Source organism: Methanobrevibacter olleyae, assembly GCF_900114585.1.
Lineage (GTDB): Archaea > Methanobacteriota > Methanobacteria > Methanobacteriales > Methanobacteriaceae > Methanobrevibacter > Methanobrevibacter olleyae.
Genome location: NZ_FOTL01000013.1, coordinates 17,494 through 38,869, shown reverse-complemented (window position 1 = coordinate 38,869; position 21,376 = coordinate 17,494). Strand labels below are relative to the sequence as shown.

General features: G+C 27.3%; 23 protein-coding genes and 2 tRNA genes. 4 read left to right on the top strand and 21 right to left on the bottom strand.

Annotation, left to right across the window (positions count from 1 at the left end; all coding sequences use genetic code 11):
• Positions 1-34: 34 nt before the first annotated feature.
• The 17 genes from BM020_RS04985 to porC form a co-directional block, all read right to left on the bottom strand.
• Positions 35-844 (bottom strand): NAD(P)-binding domain-containing protein, encoded by an 810-nt coding sequence (locus BM020_RS04985; protein ID WP_067145497.1) that lies wholly within the window; start codon positions 842-844, stop codon positions 35-37.
• 220 nt (positions 845-1,064) lie between these two features.
• The gene (locus BM020_RS04980) at positions 1,065-1,925 is read right to left on the bottom strand and encodes a damage-control phosphatase ARMT1 family protein (RefSeq protein ID WP_074798453.1); all 861 of its coding nucleotides are present in this window, start codon (positions 1,923-1,925) and stop codon (positions 1,065-1,067) included.
• Between the two features lie 133 nt (positions 1,926-2,058).
• Positions 2,059-2,259: a MoaD/ThiS family protein gene (locus BM020_RS04975; protein WP_067145494.1), complete on the bottom strand. Its 201-nt coding sequence runs from the start codon at positions 2,257-2,259 to the stop codon at positions 2,059-2,061.
• Between the two features lie 71 nt (positions 2,260-2,330).
• Entirely contained in the window at positions 2,331-3,251 is a 921-nt protein-coding gene (locus BM020_RS04970; RefSeq protein ID WP_067145492.1) for a TIGR00269 family protein, read from the bottom strand.
• A 145-nt stretch (positions 3,252-3,396) separates the two neighbouring features.
• Entirely contained in the window at positions 3,397-4,557 is a 1,161-nt protein-coding gene (locus BM020_RS04965; RefSeq protein WP_074798451.1) for a VWA domain-containing protein, read from the bottom strand.
• 121 nt (positions 4,558-4,678) lie between these two features.
• Positions 4,679-5,551, bottom strand: a complete 873-nt coding sequence (locus BM020_RS04960; protein ID WP_074798449.1) for an AAA family ATPase — start codon at positions 5,549-5,551, stop codon at positions 4,679-4,681.
• A 653-nt stretch (positions 5,552-6,204) separates the two neighbouring features.
• Positions 6,205-7,800 (bottom strand): dihydropteroate synthase-like protein, encoded by a 1,596-nt coding sequence (locus BM020_RS04955; protein WP_074798446.1) that lies wholly within the window; start codon positions 7,798-7,800, stop codon positions 6,205-6,207.
• Positions 7,801-7,833: 33 nt separating this feature from the next.
• Positions 7,834-7,950: a HepT-like ribonuclease domain-containing protein gene (locus BM020_RS04950; protein ID WP_083405374.1), complete on the bottom strand. Its 117-nt coding sequence runs from the start codon at positions 7,948-7,950 to the stop codon at positions 7,834-7,836.
• Complete coding sequence (locus tag BM020_RS04945) at positions 7,947-8,174, bottom strand: ribonuclease HepT family protein (protein ID WP_074798443.1); 228 nt, start codon at positions 8,172-8,174, stop codon at positions 7,947-7,949. Before BM020_RS04945 ends, BM020_RS04950 begins: the two co-directional genes overlap by 4 nt.
• Positions 8,158-8,457: a nucleotidyltransferase family protein gene (locus BM020_RS04940; RefSeq protein WP_074798441.1), complete on the bottom strand. Its 300-nt coding sequence runs from the start codon at positions 8,455-8,457 to the stop codon at positions 8,158-8,160. The genes BM020_RS04945 and BM020_RS04940 overlap by 17 nt, the downstream gene beginning before the upstream one ends.
• 100 nt (positions 8,458-8,557) lie before the next feature.
• Positions 8,558-9,397 (bottom strand): fumarate hydratase, encoded by an 840-nt coding sequence (locus tag BM020_RS04935; RefSeq protein WP_074798439.1) that lies wholly within the window; start codon positions 9,395-9,397, stop codon positions 8,558-8,560.
• 380 nt (positions 9,398-9,777) lie between these two features.
• Positions 9,778-10,206 (bottom strand): 4Fe-4S dicluster domain-containing protein, encoded by a 429-nt coding sequence (locus BM020_RS04930; protein ID WP_067145478.1) that lies wholly within the window; start codon positions 10,204-10,206, stop codon positions 9,778-9,780.
• An 11-nt stretch (positions 10,207-10,217) separates the two neighbouring features.
• Positions 10,218-10,718: a 4Fe-4S dicluster domain-containing protein gene (locus BM020_RS04925; RefSeq protein ID WP_067145476.1), complete on the bottom strand. Its 501-nt coding sequence runs from the start codon at positions 10,716-10,718 to the stop codon at positions 10,218-10,220.
• Positions 10,719-10,730: 12 nt separating this feature from the next.
• Positions 10,731-11,597, bottom strand: a complete 867-nt coding sequence (gene porB, locus BM020_RS04920) for a pyruvate synthase subunit PorB (protein ID WP_067145474.1) — start codon at positions 11,595-11,597, stop codon at positions 10,731-10,733.
• Between the two features lies 1 nt (position 11,598).
• Positions 11,599-12,747, bottom strand: a complete 1,149-nt coding sequence (gene porA / locus BM020_RS04915) for a pyruvate synthase subunit PorA (protein WP_074798437.1) — start codon at positions 12,745-12,747, stop codon at positions 11,599-11,601.
• A 170-nt stretch (positions 12,748-12,917) separates the two neighbouring features.
• Positions 12,918-13,160 (bottom strand): pyruvate synthase subunit PorD, encoded by a 243-nt coding sequence (gene porD, locus BM020_RS04910; RefSeq protein ID WP_067145471.1) that lies wholly within the window; start codon positions 13,158-13,160, stop codon positions 12,918-12,920.
• 51 nt (positions 13,161-13,211) lie between these two features.
• Positions 13,212-13,733 (bottom strand): pyruvate synthase subunit PorC, encoded by a 522-nt coding sequence (gene porC / locus BM020_RS04905; RefSeq protein WP_074798435.1) that lies wholly within the window; start codon positions 13,731-13,733, stop codon positions 13,212-13,214.
• Positions 13,734-14,447: 714 nt separating this feature from the next.
• Between porC and BM020_RS04900 the strand changes: the two genes are divergently transcribed.
• Positions 14,448-14,765, top strand: coding sequence for a transcription factor S (locus BM020_RS04900; RefSeq protein ID WP_074798433.1), 318 nt, complete (start codon positions 14,448-14,450; stop codon positions 14,763-14,765).
• 181 nt (positions 14,766-14,946) lie between these two features.
• Here the strand turns inward: BM020_RS04900 and BM020_RS04895 are convergent, their stop codons facing one another.
• The 3 genes from BM020_RS04895 to BM020_RS04885 all read right to left on the bottom strand — a co-directional run bounded on the left by BM020_RS04895 (position 14,947) and on the right by BM020_RS04885 (position 16,447).
• Positions 14,947-15,906, bottom strand: a complete 960-nt coding sequence (locus BM020_RS04895) for a hypothetical protein (RefSeq protein WP_074798431.1) — start codon at positions 15,904-15,906, stop codon at positions 14,947-14,949.
• Between the two features lie 300 nt (positions 15,907-16,206).
• A tRNA-Thr gene (locus tag BM020_RS04890) sits at positions 16,207-16,279 on the bottom strand.
• Between the two features lie 85 nt (positions 16,280-16,364).
• Positions 16,365-16,447 (bottom strand) — tRNA-Leu (locus tag BM020_RS04885).
• 304 nt (positions 16,448-16,751) lie between these two features.
• Here BM020_RS04885 and BM020_RS04880 point away from each other — a divergent pair.
• The 3 genes from BM020_RS04880 to BM020_RS04870 all read left to right on the top strand — a co-directional run bounded on the left by BM020_RS04880 (position 16,752) and on the right by BM020_RS04870 (position 19,338).
• Entirely contained in the window at positions 16,752-16,922 is a 171-nt protein-coding gene (locus tag BM020_RS04880) for a 4Fe-4S binding protein (RefSeq protein WP_234970519.1), read from the top strand.
• Positions 16,923-17,058: 136 nt separating this feature from the next.
• Positions 17,059-17,850, top strand: coding sequence for a hypothetical protein (locus BM020_RS04875; RefSeq protein ID WP_074798430.1), 792 nt, complete (start codon positions 17,059-17,061; stop codon positions 17,848-17,850).
• A gap of 165 nt (positions 17,851-18,015) precedes the next feature.
• Positions 18,016-19,338, top strand: coding sequence for an oligosaccharide repeat unit polymerase family protein (locus BM020_RS04870; protein WP_074798427.1), 1,323 nt, complete (start codon positions 18,016-18,018; stop codon positions 19,336-19,338).
• A 1,044-nt stretch (positions 19,339-20,382) separates the two neighbouring features.
• Here BM020_RS04870 and cbiQ read toward each other — a convergent pair.
• The gene (gene cbiQ / locus BM020_RS04865) at positions 20,383-21,213 is read right to left on the bottom strand and encodes a cobalt ECF transporter T component CbiQ (protein WP_074798425.1); all 831 of its coding nucleotides are present in this window, start codon (positions 21,211-21,213) and stop codon (positions 20,383-20,385) included.
• Positions 21,214-21,376 lie beyond the last annotated feature (163 nt).

Below are 21,376 nucleotides of genomic sequence, written 5' to 3'. Positions count from 1 at the left end.
TAAAAATAACTATCCATAATTATTAAATTATTTCTTATTTTTCTCTATTTTTTAATTTTTCAAATTTTTCTTTAGTAGCTAAAGCCATAATCTTAGTTTTTCTTCTCTCATCAACGTCATCTAAAAATTCTAAAACTTCTATTAGCTCTTCATATTTACGTTTAGATGAATTATATGAGCTAGATATACGTGACTTAGCAGAGGTTTCAAAATCTCTATTTTCAGTTAAGGATAATATTTGCCATAAATCTTCACTTAATCCTAATTTTTGAGCTGTTTCAAATGTTTCTATAAGAAGTGCTGAAACTCCTTTTGTATAAGAGCTTCTAAGAGTTTTTAATTTAGAAACATCCCCTATTTCCTCACTAACAACTTTAATATTTATTTTTACATTATCATTATGTGGAGGTTTAGTTCTAACCCTTTCAATAACATCTGCAAGTTCTTGAGCACGTTTACCTGAAAAAAATATGTTTAATTCCTCTGATTTTACTTTTCCCATAATAGCTGAATCAATAAAATGCTCATCACCAAGATAATTTCCAATTTGTTTTGCAGTGTTTGGGGATATATTATTAAAATCTAAAAATATTCCATTTGTTAATGAACCATATTTTAAAGCAATAGCTAAAGCACTTTGAGGAGTGTTAGCTGAAATTAAAATATCTGAATTATTAGCTACCTCTTCAAAATTATCTAGAACAGTTATATCAAGTGCATTAGCTAACTCTTTTGTTTTACTAGACCTACCTTCAGTTGAAGTTAAAACTTCAAAACCTTTAGATAATAATATTTTTGATAAAGTGTAGGATACTTCACCAAAACCTATAAATCCAAATTTCATACCATCACCATTATGTATAAAATGATTAAATAATTAAATAATCAGCATATTTAAAACTATAATTTATTATTAAATAATAATTAAATAACCTGCATATTTAAAACTATAATTTATTATTAAATAATAATTAAATAACCTGCATATTTAAAACTATAATTTATTATTAAATAATAATTAAATAACCTGCATATTTAAAACTATAATTTATTTATTTGAAAGTTTATAATGTAGTTAAAATATGAGAACCTTCTTTAACACCTAAATCTTTTGAAATAGCATTACATTTAGTACAGAACAATACAAAAACATCTTGCCCTTCTAAGTTCATCTCGGTTAATCCTTCATAATTTCCCATTCCTTTAGAAATAATAAAAGGAGAATTTTTCAAATATTCTTTAAAATCATCGGAAATCATAGATTCTACAACACCAACAGAATCAGATCCAGTAGTTATTAAATTAGCTACTTCATCAAGACCTGCTTCTAATGCTTCTTCCATACAAGCATCATTTAAAATAGGATTCTCTTTAACTGCTACTGTAATATCAACACCGTAATCTTTGATTTTTTCAAGTAAAAGCTTATCGAAAACAATCTCTCCAGTATTATCTACCAAATAAAGAACTTTATCATATTTTTTTAAAGCCTCTTCAAATTCATCAATCTTGTTTATTATTAATTCTTTTTCTAATCCTTCAAATATTAATGATTCAATATCAGTACCTAAATCAAAGGCGCCAAAATCAAGAATATTACCTACAATAGCTATTTTAACATAAGTTTCCAAGCTATCATCTTCTTTTAAAATTTCTCTTACCTTCGGCATTAAAGAAAGTGCAATTTCATTTCCTTGCTTTTTTTCATTAATATAAGGATCAAAGCATCCAGTTTCCTTTTTAATGTACTGATGAATCCTAGTTCCAGTAGCATTTGAAGACAATTCTTTAGAGAAATTTTCTCCAACAAAGGATAAAATATCTTTAATTAATTTAAATTTTAACTCTTCATCATCTGTTGCAAGTTCAATGGCCTCTTTAGCTTGTCTTAAAAAACAGGCCCCACATTCGTAATAAACTTTAATAGTATCACTACCAATAAATTAGAATAAAATTTTTAAATCATAACAATAATCAAAATATCCAAAAACTAATTTAAATATTTATGATAATAATCAAAATATCCAAAAACTAATTTAAATATTTTAAAAAATCCCATTATCCTCCATAGATAATTTGAATAAATTCTATTTCATCTTCATCTTCAATTAAAGCATCTTCAACTACAATATTTCCATTCTTTTTAGATACCATAGTTTCTGAAGATAAATCTAAATCATCTAAAAGGTCTTTAATGGTTATTTTTTTATCAGTTGACCTTTCTTCTGTTTTGTCTTTAATAGTAAATTTAAAATTCATATGAATCACTTTTATAAGTTTTTAAAATTATTTTCCCAATTCTTCTAAAAATGTACAATCTCCACAAAATATCATTTTCCCAATTCTTCTAAGAATGTACAAGCTCTACATAGCTTATTAGATGATGGTTCTCCACAACGTTTGCATCTATCAAATTCATAATCATGAGCTAATTCTTGACGAATAGCTGGCCTTATTTTATCAAATCCTCTAAGTGTAGAATACATTATTGTCGGATGTTCTTTAGTTAAATCTTTTAAAATATTAGAAACTTCCATTCTAAAAGATTCTTGAGCATAAGGGCAAGCTGCTAAATGAATATCCAAACCTTTGGCTAATGCATAAAGACCAATTTCTTTTTCTGGAATTTCTCTAAGTGGTTTAATTTTTACAGTAAACAATTCACTTTTAGATTCAGTTTTAGGACCTATTTTTGCTAAATTTTCAGTATTTCCCTCTAAATAATTCATTAAAATAGCTTGAGTTTCATCATCTAAATTATGACCTGTAGCAATTTTTGTTGCTTTAAATTCTCTTGCAGCTCTATTAATTATCCAACGTCTAAATACACCGCAGTAGGTACAAGATCCTCTATGGTCATCACGAGCCATAATCTCATCTAAGTCAATTCCAAAACTTTCTTTAAATGATACAACTTTATGTGGAATTCCTAATCTTTTAGCATGGGCTTTAGCTATTTCAACCCCTTCTTCTCTATAACCTGCAATTCCTTCATCAATAGTTACTGCACATAATTCTATAATATGTCTTTCAGCATAAGAATTAAGAATTTCAAGAGTTACTACACTATCTTTTCCTCCAGATAAAGCAACTAAAACCTTATCTCCTTTTTCAATAAAGTTTTCTTTCTTTATGGTTTGAATAACCTTTTTTTCAATGCTTTTTATAAAACAATCTTTACATAAAGCTTGTCCAGAGGCCTTTCTTTTAATAATAACATTTGGATTTCCACATTTAGTACAAGATTCCATAATAAAGTCATCCTTTATAAGATTAATAATATTTTTATAGGTATTTTTTAAAGTCATCCTTTATAAGATTAATAATATTTTTGTATATATTTTTTAAATCTGAAATATTTTAAATGGTTTTTAAACTATTCAAAATAATTCTTAATTACATATCAGCTACAAACTCTGCTAACTGATTTAGTGTACTTACTTCATAAACCTGAGCACCTGCTCCCCTATACAATGAAACACAGCTATCTACTACATCCCATTTCTTTTTATCTTCTGGATTTAAAATAATTATTTTTTTAGCCATAGTTGACATTTTAGAAATAAGTTCAACACTTGCAGGTATACCATTAACTTTTGGACCTGCCCAATCTCTACAGTCTGAAAGAAGAATTATATAAGATTTGTTACTTATATCCACCTGTTTCATAAATGATTCAAATGCAGTAAACATATTAGATGTTCCTCTAACCATCATATTACGCATACGTAGTAATCTAATCTCAGCAAAAGCATTTACCATATATTTTTCTTTAAGAAACTCAGTTGTTTCTATTGTTTTATTATCAAATTCAAACATACGTGAGTCTTTAAATGATTTTTGACATGCAAACATCAACATGAAAAACCAGCTACTAATCCATTCACAAGATCCACTGACATCATTTAAGAATAAATGTTGTTTCTTATGTGGCTTCTTTTTAACATGAACTAAGTCTATTGGTACTCCACCATACTTCATATTTTGTCTCATAGTACGGCGAATGTCAATCTTATTTGAACGAGCTAATCTTTTTCTTCTTGATTGTTTATTTGCAATTTTACGACCAAGTTCTACACAAAGTTCAAATATTCTTTCATCATATTTATTTAGTTTAGATAATTCACTGTTTAAAATATCATTATCACGAGCCAAATCTTTATTTCTCTCTTCAAGAACTGGTGTTCCTGCAAAGTATTCCATAGCTTGTTCTGCACCCATTTGAATTTTTTGTCCACCTAAACCATTTTGCTTAGTGATTTTCCATTCATGTTGAGAAAGTTTACCCTTCATACTACTAGGTTTGCTAGCTCTATTCAGTTCATCAGTTAAAGATTTCACTTGTTTTTTAACAAAAAAGCCATCAAAGGATTCATCAAATTTAGGAATATCATATTTACTTTTAACATAAATGGATCTAAAGGCATTTTTTAAAATGTCTAAATCATCATCTCCAAGGATATTATAGGTATCTATAGCAGATTGAGTAGACCTAATACTTACAGGCATTCCTTGACCTCTTAAATCATTTGATAATCTTACTATTCTCTCTTTCATGTTAAAACCTTTAACTAATAGATTAATAATCAAGATATTTTTAAACTAGTTAAACTGATTAGAATTATTTAACTAAATTCTAGTCATTTACAAACTCATTATTAAAATATTTAACTAAATTCTAGTCATTTACAAACTCATTATTAAAAATTTCTTTCATAACTTTTGCTTTGTCTGGTTCTGTTTTAATAGCTACTCCAATACTTTCTTGAAGTGCACCATCTACATTTTTATAATCTTTATCTAAATGCATTACAGAGTGAACCCAATCAATTGAAGCTCTTACAGATGGTTTTTTATTTAAGTTAAATGATCTAATTCTTTGAACAATATTAACAACTTTTTTAACTAAACCATTTTCTGCATCTGGCAATCTCGCTTTAACAATAGCAATTTCACGCTCAACTGAAGGATAAGAAATATATAAAAACAAACATCTGTCCTTTGTTTCTTCAAGTAAATTTCTTTGAGCATTTGAAGTTAACATTACTACTAAATCATTTTGCAAATCAAAAGTACCTAAATCATTTACAGTAATTTGTTTTTCACCTAAAGCTTGAAGTAAGAAACTTTCAACTTCTTCATCAGCCTTATCAATTTCATCAATAAGAAGAAGGGACGGGTTGTTATTCATAAAAGAAGTTAAAAGTGGTCTTCTTATAAAGAAATCATTTTCAAATATTGAATCTTCACCTTTTTTACTTCCTTTAAAAGCTTCTAGATGTAATAATTGTTTTTGATAATTCCATTCTCCAACAATTTGCTCGAATGTAATTCCTTCATAACATTGAATCCTAAAGAAGTCCCTACCTAAAGATTGAGCTACAGCCTTTGCAAGTTCTGTTTTACCTACACCAGGAGGTCCTTCAATTAAGACCGGTTTATTTAAAGATAAAGACAAAAAGACTGCAGTACTAATTTCATTATTAGAGATATATCCAGTACTTTCAAGCTTTTTTTCTATCTCATTTATAGCTAATTCTTCATCTGTCATTTAAAAACCTTTTTTAGTTAATTTAATATATAAAATTATAATAGATTTTAAGAAAATATTTAAATACATAACAAATTTTTAATTAAAAAAATATAAAAAATATATATTGTAGTATATAGTATATTAAATATTTGTTTAATTTATATAAATAATTTATTGTTTTATACTATAAAAACTAATAGATTTCAATGATTTAATTGATTTGGATTGTAAAATAATAATTATTAAAATAATCCATTAAAAAGAAATAATCATGTGATAGAATGAAAATTAAAAAATTAATTGCATTATTTTTTGTTTTTACCCTCCTTTTTGGAGGGATTTGCATTTGCACCATGTATATTTAAATAATCTTAAAACTATTAATAGATAATTACTTTTTCTAATACAATTAGTTTAATTAAAAAAAGTTTAATTAAAAAACATTTTAAATTTAGATTCATTTCAACTTAATTCATTTTACCTTAAATTAATTAGGAATAAAAAAATCATTAGAGTGCTCTTATTTTAAAAAAATAGATTAGAAAAAATTAATAAATTAATGAAAATTATAAGAAATTTTGAAAAATAGTAAAAAATTTCGAAAAACAGTGAAAGTTTCATGAAAAACAGTAAAAGTTTCATGAAAAATAGTAAAAAATCAGTAAATAATATTATTGGATAAATTCCTCTGGATCTTTGAATAAGTCAAAGTCTTGAACATATTCCTTTCCAGTTAAGATAGCTATTTCTGCTTTTTGTAATTCACTACCTAAATATGCAGCATGTTCCATCCTTGTAACTAATCCTTTTTTAATGATTTCTTCATAGATTTCACGAGCTGTTTTCCCTTTAAAAGTTATATCTGCTTGATTTCTCTTAAAGTGAGTTACTAGAAGAAAAGAATCTTTAACAGATGTTGCATGTTCTGCTCTTATTTTAAAACTACCTGCTTTATCCCTTATAAATTTCATCGGTTCTTCCTGTTTAACTATCTGAACTTCATAATCCTCTTGTTTTAAATCAAATCTTTTCCTTTTATCCTTAAATACAAGAAGATCAATTCCTAAATCCTTTGGAATAGATTGTCTATTTTTAGCTAAAAACATCATTTTAGAAGCAATAGCCAATTCTCTTACACTACCATGAGTTTTTCCACTTTCTTCAGGAGTAAATAGAATACTTGCACCAAGTTCCATAGCTATACCTGCAAGTAATGCATTTGCACCTACAGAATCCGTATCCATAAGTTCAATAACATTGCCAATTCCAAAGAACATTGGTTTTTTATCAAGTTTATGAAAATCATAAAATGAAATAATAGAATCTACAATACTTGCACTATTTACCGGATCAAGTATCAAATCACATACTAGATCAATACCTTCACAATTTGAAACTAGTTTTTTCATAGATTCAACACGCTCTTCTGGACTATGAGGCACAAAGCCTTCAGAGAAATTGGTTGGCAAAATCACAGCTGGAACATTCTTCTCTTTCAATAATGGAAGAATTTCTGCATAATTACCATTATCTAAACTTAAAACCAAGTCAATCCCATGATTTACAGCAGCTTCAATTTCTTTAGGATTTAAGGTGTCAATACTTAAAGGCCTATCTCCAACAATAGGTCTTAATGTATCTATTAAATCTGGTATTTCATCAGATCTATCTTCACCTGCAATCATACCAATATCTATCATATCAGAACCAGAAGCAACAAAGAACTCTGCTTTTCTGATTAATTCTTCTTTTGATAAAATAGGGGCACTTGCTATTTCAGATAATACTCTCATTGGGAAATCCTCACCTACTGGAAGGTTTCTAACAAGAATATTATTTTCCTTCTTTAAGAGTTCATCTCTTTTTTCCATATCATTTTCAAAGTCTTCAATGAATTTTAAAGCTTGTTTTTTCTTCTCTTCAATAATGAGTTTATCTGCAGGAGTGGACTGCGATAATTCTAAATCATCTACAAGGTCTAAAACCATAGCAAGGTCAGCTGCATCAGTAGATGCCTTATAACAAGGAATTTTAAATTCCTCTGCAATTAAAAAAGTATCTTTTCTTATTAAACCAGGAACTAAAATCAAGTCAATATCATCTAACCTATCTGAGAAATACTCATGTATTTCTTTTATTATTTGATTAGGAGTTAAAAAAGCAGCTATTTGTGTTTCTGCTATATGAACTACCGTTTCTTTACTTGATTTATCAGCCATTTCCTTTACTAAAGGATAAGCCAAGTGTCCAGTTATAATAAGTATCATAAAATTCCTCAGAAATATAAAAAAAGTAAAAATTCATTCATTTAAAACATTTTCGAGATATTGTTTAAGATAAGGTATGTCTTCTTGAATAGTTTCCCAAATAATTTCATCAATGACGGATTCATAATTATGAGCGTGTATATTTCTCATACAAATAATCTTGCTCCAAGAATATCAGGATATTCTGATTTGAATTCATCAGACAATCTTCCAACAAATTCACCAATATTTATTATAACTGAAGAACAAGCATCTTGAAATTGAATATCAGATAAATAAATCCCTTTGTCATCCCCAAAGCGATCCACATGGGCCTGCATACGATTACAATAGAAAATAATGCTTTCAACTGTCTTTTTATCTTTCTCGTTCATACAATAATACCTCATCCTTTTTAATGGCATTTAAAAAATTTTTATTAGAACTTCCTTTAGATACCAAATCGACATGACAATTGAATTCTTCTTCTAAATCCTCAACTAGGGACATATATTGAATTAAACCTCTTAATTCCCCTTTATCCATTACGAAATCCAAATCACTATCCTCATTTGCATTTCCTTTCGCATAAGAACCAAAAAGACTGATGCTATTAATACCGTATTTCATAACAATTGGAATAATCCTTTTTTGAATATCTTCAACAGTAACTACCATCATAATCACCTAAGGGAAATAAATTTTAAAAATCTTATTTAATGATACTATAAATTTTATTTATATTAAATCTTTTGAAAATCAAAAAATTCATGAATTCTTAATTATCCTCTAAACGAGCGTTTGCATGTCTATCTGCCCAACATTGAATTACCACACCAATTGGAAGCCCTGCAGTATGAGTATCCATTTTTAAAATCTTAACATCAAGTGCAGTTGTCCTACCACCAAGACCCATTGGCCCTTTTCCATCCTTATTTATCCTTTCAAGGCATTCAATTTCCATTTCTGCAATTGTTGGGTCTGGATTACGCTCTCCTACTTTTCCTAAAAGTGCCTTTTTACCTAATTTTAAAGCCATATCAGAACTTCCACCAATTCCTACACCTACAACAATAGGAGGACATGGCTTACCACCTGCCTTTAATGCAGTTTCTACAACAAAGTCTTTAACACCTTCAATTCCTTCTGCAGGTAATGCCATTTTAAGGGCATTGTTGTTTTCTGAACCAAAGCCTTTTGGCATGATAGTAAATTCTACATAATCTTCATCAATTAGTTCAATATCTATAATAGGTACTTTATCTCCCACATTACCTGAGTTTTTTCGTGTAATTGAATCTACTACATTTGGTCTTAAAGGTACTTCTGAAGTTGCTTTTGCTACACCTTTTTTGATTCCTTCATAAAGGTTTTCTACCCTGACATTACCAAGTTTTACAAAAATTATAGGAAGACCTGTATCTTGACACATTGGAATTGACTTTTCTTCAGCAAGTTCAATATTCTTTAAGATAGCCTTAATATTCAGTTGACCAAGCTCACTATCCTCTCGAATAAGAGCCTCTTCAAGTGCAGATTTAACATCATCTCCAAGAACGATTGCCGCTTGTTTATAAAGTTGATAAATAGTATCTTCAATTTGTTTTTCTCTTATCATAAAATCACATAAATTGACATTTAAAGAATAATAATTAAATTTTAAATTTTCTAAATAAATCTCATATAAAACTATTTAATTTATTTATTTAAATAATTTATTAAAATAGTTTATTAAAATTTATAACAAAATCATTAAAAAAAATATAAAAATCATTAATTAAAATAGAAATAAAAATAGTTTAAAAAAAATAGTAAAGATTAAAAATAAATAAAAAATAAGAATTTTTAAAGATTTAAAAATAGCTAGATTAAAATAAATAAAAAATAAGAATTTTTAAAGATTTAAAAATAGCTAGATTAAAATAAATAAAAAATAAGAATTTTTAAAGAATGAATCTTTAAAAATCTTTAGTTAAATTTTGAATAAACAAAACTAGCCTATTTTAATAAAGCTTGAATTTTCTTAAATCCCTCAGACATTTTTTCTTGTTTATCATGAATTATTTTTTCTGCATCATTTGTAAGTGCATGAGTTGGACAAGCTTCAACACATTTTTGGGTATCATAATTTTCACAAAGATCGCATTTAGTAGCTTGACCTATTTCATTGATGGTAATAGCTCCAATGGGACATACACTATGGCATAATCCACAACCAATACATTTTTCTTGCTTAATTGTAATAGCACCACCTAAAGCGACAATAGCTCCTTTAGGGCATACTGCAAGACAAGGTGCTTTTTCAGGACTACAATGCATACAGAATAAAGGGACCCCATCATGAACACGAATTGCATTATTTGGACAATTACGTTCACAAAGTCCACAATCTACACAAAGTTCGGGAGTAACTTTTAATTCATCCATTTTCACACCTCTTAATCTCCATCTAATGATTTTCTAGCTCTTGTATCAGTTGTAATAACACTGAGAAGACCTTTTTTCTTAGCAGGTTCATCCAAACTGCTAATTTTTTCAATGTGTTCTCTTTGTTTTCTTTTAATAACATTTGAAATATCATGAACCGCAATTGCTCTTTTAGAACAAGCTTGAACACATGCAGGACCTTCTTCTCTTTCTACACAGTGATTACATTTATGAGAATTACTATATTGAATAGTAATTGCACCAAATGGACAAGCCATTGCACAGAAACCGCAAGCAATACATTTAGTAACATCCACTCCTAAATTACTCATTGCACCAGTTGGACAAATAATCTCACAAGGAGCATCTTCACATTGTTGACAGCGAATAGGGAAATAAGAACCGTCTAATTCATGAATAGTGATTCTAGGAACTCCATGAACTCCTTCACATGCTTTTTCACAATCTAAGCATCCATCACATAATTCATTATCTACTATTAATTTCTCCAAAAGAGACCCTCCTTAGATACCTAATTCTTCACATTGATTATCAACGAATTCTTGTATTTCATTAATTTGTTCTTCTTTAAGATGTTTGAATCTTTTTTGAGCAGATAAGTATTCTATTACCTGTTTTCTTTCTTGAGGTCTGTAAGTTACTCTAAATTCACCATTTTCAATTTCAAATAATCCCCAAGCACCAGTTTCAACTGCAAGTCTTCCAAGTTGAATAGTTTGATCAGGTTTGAATCCCCAACCAGTGGTACATGGTTGTTGTAAGTGAATATAAGCAGGACCTTTAGTTTCAGCTGCTTTTTTAACTTTTTTCATAAAGTCCTCAGGATAAGCTATAGAAGCTGTTGCCACATATGGAATTCCATGAGCTGCCATAATGAAAGCCATATTTTTCTTAGGTTTATCTTCACCAAAACTTAAGTTTCCTGCTGGAGAAGTAGTTGTTGATGCACCAAAAGGTGTAGCTCCACTTCTTTGAATACCAGTATTCATATAAGCTTCATTATCATAACAGATATAAGTCATATTATGCCCTCTTTCCATAGCTCCAGATAAAGATTGTAAACCAATATCTGCAGTACCACCGTCACCACCAAAAGCAACGATATTTACATCTTCTTTTCCTTGTGTTTTTAATGCTCTTTCTACACCAGAAGCAACTGCCCCTGCATTTTCAAAAGCAACATGAATCCATGGGACTTCCCATGCAGTTTCAGGATAAGGAGATGTCATAACATCTAAACAACCAGTTGCACAAACAACAACAGTGTTTCTTCCTAATACTTTAAGAGCAAGTCTAACACCAATTGAAGCTCCACAACCAGCACAACCTCTGTGTCCAGGTGCCAATAATTCTTCTTCAGGAATTTTCATCCTATTCATCCTCCTTTAAGCCTAACCAAGTAACTTCTTTAACTGGGTTTTTAGTTAATTCTACAGCTTCTTCAATGTATTCAGGAATTACATCTCTTCCACCTAATCCTAAAATAAAGCCATAAGCTTCTTTGTGACATTTAGTTTTTAAGTCTGCGAAAAGTGCTCCACCAATACCAAATGAGAAGTTCTTATCAAGTACTGCTAATTTATCAGCATTTTTAACAATTTCATCAATTTCTTCAAAGGGGAATGGCCTGTAAGATCTAACTTTTAGAAGACCTACTTTTTCACCTTTAGCTCTTAATTCATCTACAACATGTCTTACTGTACTACACATTGAACCCATAGCTATAATAATAATTTCGGCATCTTCACATAAGTATGGTTCTACAAGACCATAATCCCTGCCGAATTTTTCACCAAATTCTGCACCTACTTCCTTAATTAAATCCATAGATTTATCCATAGCTACTTGCATGTCATATCTTGCTTCGGTATAATATCCAGGATCTGCAAAGTTACCTAAAGACATTGGTCTTTCAGGGTCTAAATATGCAAATTTAGGAACATATGGTCCTAAGAAGGTATCTACATCTTTTTGATCTAGTAAATCCACTGGTTCAACAGTATGAGTTAAAATAAATCCATCTAAACATACCATAACAGGTAACATAACTTCTTCATTTTCAGCAATCTTGTATGATTGAAGAATGGTATCAAATGCTTCCTGTGCATTTTCTACATAAATTTGAATCCATCCCGCATCCCTTTGTGCGATGGAATCTTGTTGATCATTCCAAATATTCAATGGAGCAGAAATTGCCCTATTTGCATTTGCCATTACTATTGGAGCTCTCATACCTGCAGCTGCAAATAATATTTCATGCATTAACATCAATCCTTGAGATGAAGTAGCAGTAAACACTCTTACCCCTGCCTCAGATGCTCCTAAAGTAGCACTAATCGCACTGTGTTCAGATTCTACTCTAATATACTCTGCATCTAAATCACCATCTGCAACAAACTGTGCAAGATATTCAGATATAGTAGTTTGAGGAGTAATAGGGTAAACAGGAACAACTTTTGGTTTAGCTAACTTTACAGCTTCAGCAACTGCTCTATTTGTTGTCATAATTTCTTTTGCCATAAAATTTTCTCCACTTATCTTATTTTATTAAATGATAGATATTCTCTATCCAATTATCAGCTTAAGAATAATTAATTATTATTACCAGAAGAATAATTAATTATTATTATCGAAAACTAAATCATTATTAACCAATAAGCTAATTATTAGTTTATCAATCATTAATCAATCTATTCTATTTCCATTTTAATAGCTTGAACTGGGCATTCTACATTGCAAATACCGCAACCTTTACAATAATCATAATCAATATCATGGTCCTTGTTTATACATCCTTCTGGACAGAACATGATACAGTTATCACAATCTACACAAGCATCTTTATCAAGGATTGGTTTAAAAGTTCTCCAACCACCTGTTTTATTTTTACGACTACTTCCAGGTTCACTAATTGCACATCCCATAGAAACCATTTAATCACCTTTTTTATAAATTAAATATGTAAATTTTATTCAACAGTTAAATTAAGCAATGTCATAAGCTTTCTGAGCTGCTGCTGCATTTTTTTCTCCTATTGGACCTGGGAAAGTTTCTTTAATTACTTCAAGAAGTGATTCAATACTTACTTCACCAGTCCTTTTAGCAAAGTATCCTAAAATAATAGTATTAACAATATTTACACCTAGATATTCTAATGCAATACCTGTAGCATCGATATCAAAAACTGTATGGTTTTCAGATTTAACTTCTTCATGAGTATTTATAATAACTTCACCATTTTCCTTCAATCCAAAATAAACATCAGCAACACTTAAAAGACCATCATCAAGAACTACCACATAATCAGGATTATATACCTGATATCTTAAATTGATAGGTTCTGCATCAATTCTAGTAAATGCCATAACAGGAGCCCCTCTTCTTTCTACACCGAAGAATGGGAAGGCTTGAGAGTATTTACCATCTTTAAATGCTGCTTTAGCTAAAATTTCTGCTGCAGTTACAGCACCTTGTCCTCCACGTCCGTGAAAGCGAATTTCAATCATTGATATTTCCTCCATTCTTTCATATTATTAATTTAATGTACATTATATATAAACATGTTGATTTATCATGATAAATTATTACAAATTATTATAAGATTCTTATAATTTTTATAATTTTTTATTGTTGATGAAATTAGCCTATTTAAAATTATAGATTTATTTATTTTACAAAATGAAAAAACTGAGTTTTTTAAAAATTTCAGGCTAATAAAATAGGCTAAAGAATTAGTTAAAAACTTCTTTTGAAGAAAATATTAAGAAAACATTCATAATAAAAAACATATATTATAAGATATTATAAGATATTATAAGATATTATAAGACATTATTAATTAAATTAAGTCTATAGCTTTAGTCAAAAGTATAAAAAATCTAAAAATTTATATCATATAAAGTTTATAAAGAATCTAGTAAAAATTTTTATAAAATTATTTAGAGTTATTCATAAATTTTTTAAAAAAAATATTCTAAAATAAATAAGAATTTTAAAATTTTAAAAAAATATTCTAAAATAAATAAGAATTTTAAAATTTTCTATTTAAAAAAAATAAAATAAATCATTATAAATAATGATAAATTGATTAATAAAATAGTAAAAAAATATCGAATAAAATACTAATAAAGCGATAAAAAAAATCATCAAATAAAATGATTATAAAGTGATAAAAAAATCATCAAAAATAATTATTAAATCATTAGTTTGGAGTGAATATTATGAGATTTTGTCCTAGCTGTGGTAAAGTTCTAATACCTAAAAACAATAAAATTGAATGTATCTGCGGATATGATGAAGAAATATCTGATGAAGATATATCAAAGGAATATAAGTTTGAAGGGGAGCGAAAAAAAGAAATAGAAGTTATTGTAACTGATAACAATGATCTTGCTCTGCCAACAAAAGAAATTACTTGTTACAAATGTGGAGGAACAAAGGGTTACTGGTGGACTGTTCAAACAAGATCTGCTGATGAAGCTCCAACTTATTTTATCAGATGTGCTAAATGTGGAAACACATGGAGACGGTCTAATTAAATAAAATATTAAAAAATTGATAAAATTAAGAAAATCAATCTAATAATATTAAAAAAATAAAAAAATTAGTAAAATTAAGAAAAACCACCAAATAATATTAAAAAAATAAAAAAATTAGTAAAATTAAGAAAAACCACCAAATAATATTAAAAAAATAAAAAAATTAGTAAAATTAAGAAAATTAATCTATCTCATCAACAATATACATATCATCATAATCCCCATGATCATTATAATCATTATCTTGTTTAACTCTTTTTAAAATTCTTTTTTTAATTGGATTATTAGGATCATCTGGATTGTTTACAAGAATAATTTCCTCTTTATAAATTGGAGGTTGCTTAGGATTTTTTTTATGATTAATATATGAATCATCATAATTAGAATCATCATAGAAATTACCATAATCATCATAATTTGGAGTATCGTGTTCCATATCTCCATTTAAAGAAACATCTTTATTAAATGAAGTATCTGAAGAAGCATCCTCATTAAATGAAGTATCTACTTTTCTTGCACCAGTTTTAGGTTTATGATTATTAATAAAACCATCTGAGCCAAGTATTTTTAAATTACCAGAAGATATTAAAATATTTAATATAACAACTATCAGTGCAATAACTACAAATAAAGCGAATAAGTAATCAAATCTATAGAACAATGCATAGAATATCTTTGATGTTATATCAGTTATGTCCATTAAACCTCTTAAAAGTAACAATACTCCTATTGATAAAACAACGGTACCATTACGTTTATCAATATTATTTGAATCAAAATATGGATAAGCTCCTAAAATGATTAAGCCAATACCCATCAATCTAAATAAATTATTTGCTACAGCAGCTTCTAAAATATCAAAAATCATATAAAATCTATAATGTAATGCTGATAGTAAAAATATTAATTCTATAATTCCTATAACAACTAATGGAAATATGTAAACTATTTCATTAGCTAATTTAGGTTTTCTCAAAGCACCTGCATCATATTTTTCTTCTGAATATCCTGAAAGTAATTGATAGAGAAATGAACTTAATACAGCTCCAATAACAGTACCTGAAACTCCTAAAACAGAGGTAAATAATGCTACAGTTCCAGAAATAAGTGCTGCCATTATAATATTAAAATGTTTAACCAATGTATCACCCACATTATTTCATTTATAAATTTGCATATTTACAATTAAAATTTATATTAATTTTATATTTTAAATCTTTATATTTTTCTAAACTCTAAATAAAATATACTTATTCTTATATTTAAATTAATTGATTATAAAATTTTACGATTTAGATGAAAAAAAGAAAAAATAATCTCTTGATTTAAAAAAAACTTAAAAATTACTATTTAAGTAATGATACCTTAAATAGACTAGATTAAAAAAACAACTTATCTTGCATTAAAAAAAAACTAATTAATTTAAATTAATTAGAAAAAAAGCCTTAGGGGGGATTCGAACCCCCGACTTCCACCTTACCAAGGTGGCGCTCTACCGGCTGAGCCACTAAGGCAAAAAATTAAATAAAGATAGAATAAATTCTAAAAAAAGTTATTATTTCTTAAAAATTTAAGAACGCGAAAATATAATAATTTAAGTGCAAGGGAAGGGATTTGAACCCTCGAAGGCCTACACCAAAGGATCTTAAGTCCTTCCCCTTTGGCCGCTCGGGCACCCTTGCATAATAACAACAATATAATGTTGAACCTTATTATATATAAAGGTTGTGGATAACTAGAGAATTCGATAATAAATATTAAAAATAAATAGAAAAAAGAGTATCTTCAAAGAAAAAAGATAAAATTTTAGCTAAATATTACAAAATTATATAAAGAAAAATAATTATAATTTAAAATAGTATTAATTAACTAAAATAGTTCTATTATAAAAAATTTTATTATAATAAAAAAATAGCTCTATTATAAAAAATATTATTATAGTAAATTAATTATAAAATTTATTTTTATATTTTATGAGGCGATAAATTGATAGTAATTGATTTAGAGGAATGTGGAGTGTGTGAAAAATGTATACCTATCTGTCCAAAAGAATTAATTGAAAAAAAAGGATATGCAATGATAATTAAAGATGGTTGCGATGATTGTGGTATATGCTTAGATATCTGTCCTTTAGGTGCAATATACGAAGAAGAATAAAATAGAAATAAAATAGTAATAAAATGGGAATAAAACAAGGCCAATACTAAGGATAATAACATGCTAACGGTGCTAATAATACTGATAGTGCTGATAATGCTAATAATTCAATAAAAATCAAATATAGGTTAAAACTATGAAAAAACCAAAATTTTTAAATAAAATTACAATTATTGATATTTTAATAATAATCTGCATCATTGGTGCAGTAGGATTTGCTATTTACCATATGGCAGATGATGATTCATCAAATGCATCTGCTACTTCTTTTGATTTATCAACCCATAATAAAATACTTGAAACCTATTTAGATTATTATCAAAATGGAAATAAAGTTTCAAGCACTGTAGTTGGTACTAAATCAAATACAGGTGAGAAAGTTCAGATAAATGGTACAGTCCTATGGCTTGGAGAAGCTGAGAATGATAAAGTAAACATTTTAATAGATAATAATGGTAAAAAATTAATTGCTGGATTCTACAAAGACATGCCAAATGCAGATGTATTCATCGATCAAATAAGCTTAGAAACAAATGGTGATACTTATACAAATATTACAGATTTTTTAGTTGCACCAAAAGAAATAAATAATTTTAATGACTTAATATCCGAAATACCTAATGGAACTGACTATGAAATCAGTACAGCCTTAGCTATAGATAACTTAGATAGTGTAAAATATCAGAAATTATTAAATGCTTTAAATAAAAATAAAAAACCCTGCATTGTTTTAAAAAGTGGTAAAGAGGAGGTACTTGAGATCAATAGAGCTAATAAAACTGATTTTGAAATAGTTAGCAATGTATTAGGAGACTTTAATGGCCAAACAAGTGAAATCCAAATTAGAATTTATAATTCAACTCCTAATGATTCTGTAGCTATTCAATCATCTTTTAATACTTTAAATATCGTTAAAACAACTAATTAAAATTATTAAAAACAACAAACTTAAAACATTAAAAAAAACTACTCATTAAAATTATTAAAAACAACAAACTTAAAACATTAAAAAAACTACTCATTAAAATTATTAAAAACAATAATTTTTATAAATATTTTAAAAAAAAACTAATTAAAATAATAAAGTGAAAATATGAGCTTGATATATTCTATTATTAGCACAATAACTAGAAATATAGAAAATACACTTAGAAACTCATTTTTATTTACAAGCATATTCAAAATACTTGGATTTATTGAAAATAAATGGATTAATAGCTATTTTAAGAGATTATATCCAAGTGAAAAATTTTTATCATTTGTAGATAAAAGTAAAATATTAAAAGAAGAATTATTTTCACCTCTTATTGTTTTATTTACATTTACTCTTTTTTTACTTCTTGCTACAGACCCTATATCAAAAGATTTGCAAAATACCATAGTTATTGCATTTATTAGTTTTTTTATTGGATCAATAATATTTCCAAGATTTATTTTAAATAATCAAAACACTGAAGACAGTAAAAACAGAGATAATGACAATAGTATTCCATTATTCAACACAAAAGACATATATTCAATTGGTTTTTGTCTTAGTTTAATTGGAATTATATTTTTATTTATAAGCATTGCATCTGTTGGAGGATTGCCAATATTAAAATCCTCTTTAAGATACTCCCTTAAGCCAGCACTTACAATGCCTGTTTTTTTAATAATTCCTGGAATTGGCCTAATCGCATCACACTATTTAAATCAATTTAAAAATAATGAAATTAGTCGCAGCCAAGCAAGATTTAGATTTTTAGTTTTAACAAGTATAGGAATTATAACTGTCCTTACACTACAATATAGAACACCGATTATTGCTATTTTGCTTATGATGGTTATAATTGCTTATTATGCTAGGATATTATCTGTTTGGGAAGTGATTATAGCTACACTATTAGGTGTTGGAGCAATTATAGGAATTGGTTATCTAAGATCTTTAAATGAACTTGCAATTAGTTCAAATACAAATCCTTTTTCTACTTTAGAATCTAGAGCAAACTTTACAATGCATGTTTTAAACTTATTAAATGAAATCTCTGGAAACTTTGGGCTTTTAAAAGGTAAAATGATAGCAAGTTCAATGCCTGGAAGCCCTCTTGGACCTAGAATGTTAGTGGGGAAATTAATAGCTTGGAGAACAGAGGTAACTGTAACTCCTACACTATTAGGTCAGATGATTGTAGATTTTGGTAAAATCGGTGTAGTTGTAGAAATGTCTCTACTGGGATTTATATTAGGAACTGGATATAAGATCATTAAAATTACAAAAGACTCATTTTATATTGTTCTATACAGCTTAATTTTAACCTATTCTATTTTAGGAGTAGAAACTGGAATATTAGACATACAAGTTTTATTCTACTTTTTTATAGCAAGCTTTATTTATCTAGCGCTAATTCTAAAGGATAAAGGTATAAGAATTTATTAAAAAAATAAAACAATTAAATCAGAGATATATAGAATATAAAATAGAATAATAAAACATGCTAAAAATAAATAAAAAAAGAAAAGAAAATTCATAGCAATGCTATGAACTAACTTTGGAGGTTGAGGTAAATAATAAACCAAATATTATTTACTAGTATTTGAAGATTTAAGTATAACCTTTGTTAGTTGGACCCTAAATTTTACTTTTTAAAAGCGATTATATGCAGAAGAAAATGATGTGTGTTTAAAGTAAAATTCATTAACTAAACAATTAATAATAAATTCTAAATTCAAGGAATTTAGATTCTTATGATTAAACTAATACTATCTAGAATTTAACTTGAATTTAAGAACTTATCATTAATAAGATTATTACAGATTTTTATTCAATAACACAATAATTTAGGTTTACCTAAATTTATTGTTAATTATAATTTAGTCTTCATAGTATATAAATCTTTCTAAATTTTTAGGCATACCTAAAATATTTAAAAATATATATAAAAAAATAATAAAATAAGAGGCAGTACATAGCAAACCTGGGATTAAAGAATACTATGTACCAACTTTGGAGATTGCTAAATAACATTAAGTTATTTTTTAAAATGGTCCTTAATAATCATAAAATGTCCTTATTAATTCAACAATGAATTTCATAAAAAGAATCATAATCTGCAAAAGAAAATGATGCCTCTTTGTGAAAATCATTTTAGAAGTTAACAATAATCTAAAGAAAGGGAGGAAGATCAAATAATATAGTTATTTATAAAAACTTTAGACCACTATTAACTGAACTAATAAACAACATAATTAAGATTTTTAAAGAAACAATAATATTTAGGTTTACCTAAATTTATTGTTAATTATAATTTGACCTTCATAGTATATAAATCTTTCTAAATTTTTAGGCATACCTAAATTTTAAAGGGTGTATAAAAATAAAATAAAATAAAATAAAAAAAGAGAATGAAAAAAATATTTCAACAAAGCTAAAAGATAAATAATGAAAACAATCTTTAAAATTAAGAAAAGAAAATTTCTAAATCTATAAAGATAAAGAAATGCCAAAGTAAGCTAAATCATTAGAATAAAACAATACAATTAATTCTAAAAGAAGGATAATGGCAATTATAAAAGCTAAATAAATATATTCTGGTTTTCCTATAATAGTTTTAGCATGGTATAAATTAGAATTGTCTGAAAAACATCTACTTGCCATACTTAGATAAATGTTCTCTCCCTTCTCATAGGCTTTTAGAAACATCATAGCTATGCTATAACCTACCTGTTTCAATCTCCACTTATAAGAAATATTAGAATTAAAAGGATCAAAGTTTCTAGATGCCATTGATTGGTGGATATCTCTTAATTCCTCTACAAAAATAAATAAAAACCTTACCATAATAGCTAAAATCATAGCTAGATCTCTTGGCATTCCAAGTTTTCTAAATGATTGTACCACTTCTTGCATAGGAGATGTAGATGACAGAATAACAATAGCTGTTAAACAAACAATCAACCTAGCAAATAAAAGAACTGTCCAATTTAAACCCGTGTCTGTTATAAACAACCAAGAATAAGGGCCTTGCCAAATAATATTACCGGAGTGTATAAATGGTTGAAGTGCTATAATAAAACCACCGAATGGCAAAAGAAGAACTACTCTTTTAAAGCTATATTTAAAAGATAATTTCGCCAAGTACATAATAATTAATAAGAATACTTCCAATACAACTGGAACAATTAATCTATCTGAAAAAACAGTAAAAAGGATAATCAATAAAATAGCAACAAGTTTTACCCTACCTTCTAAATTATGAATGATAGTATCTTTAGAAGAAATAAATTCTAATGTTCTAACTTGTTCTATAACCATTTTATCCCAACCAGATTAAAAATTTTTTAAAAAAAATACAAAATCTAAAAAAATTTCTAATATAAAATATTCCCTTTTAATTATAAATATTTATTCATTTAAATCAATAATTATTACTAATTAGCTAAATAAAAGCTAAAAAGTATTACTAATAAAGTTTAAA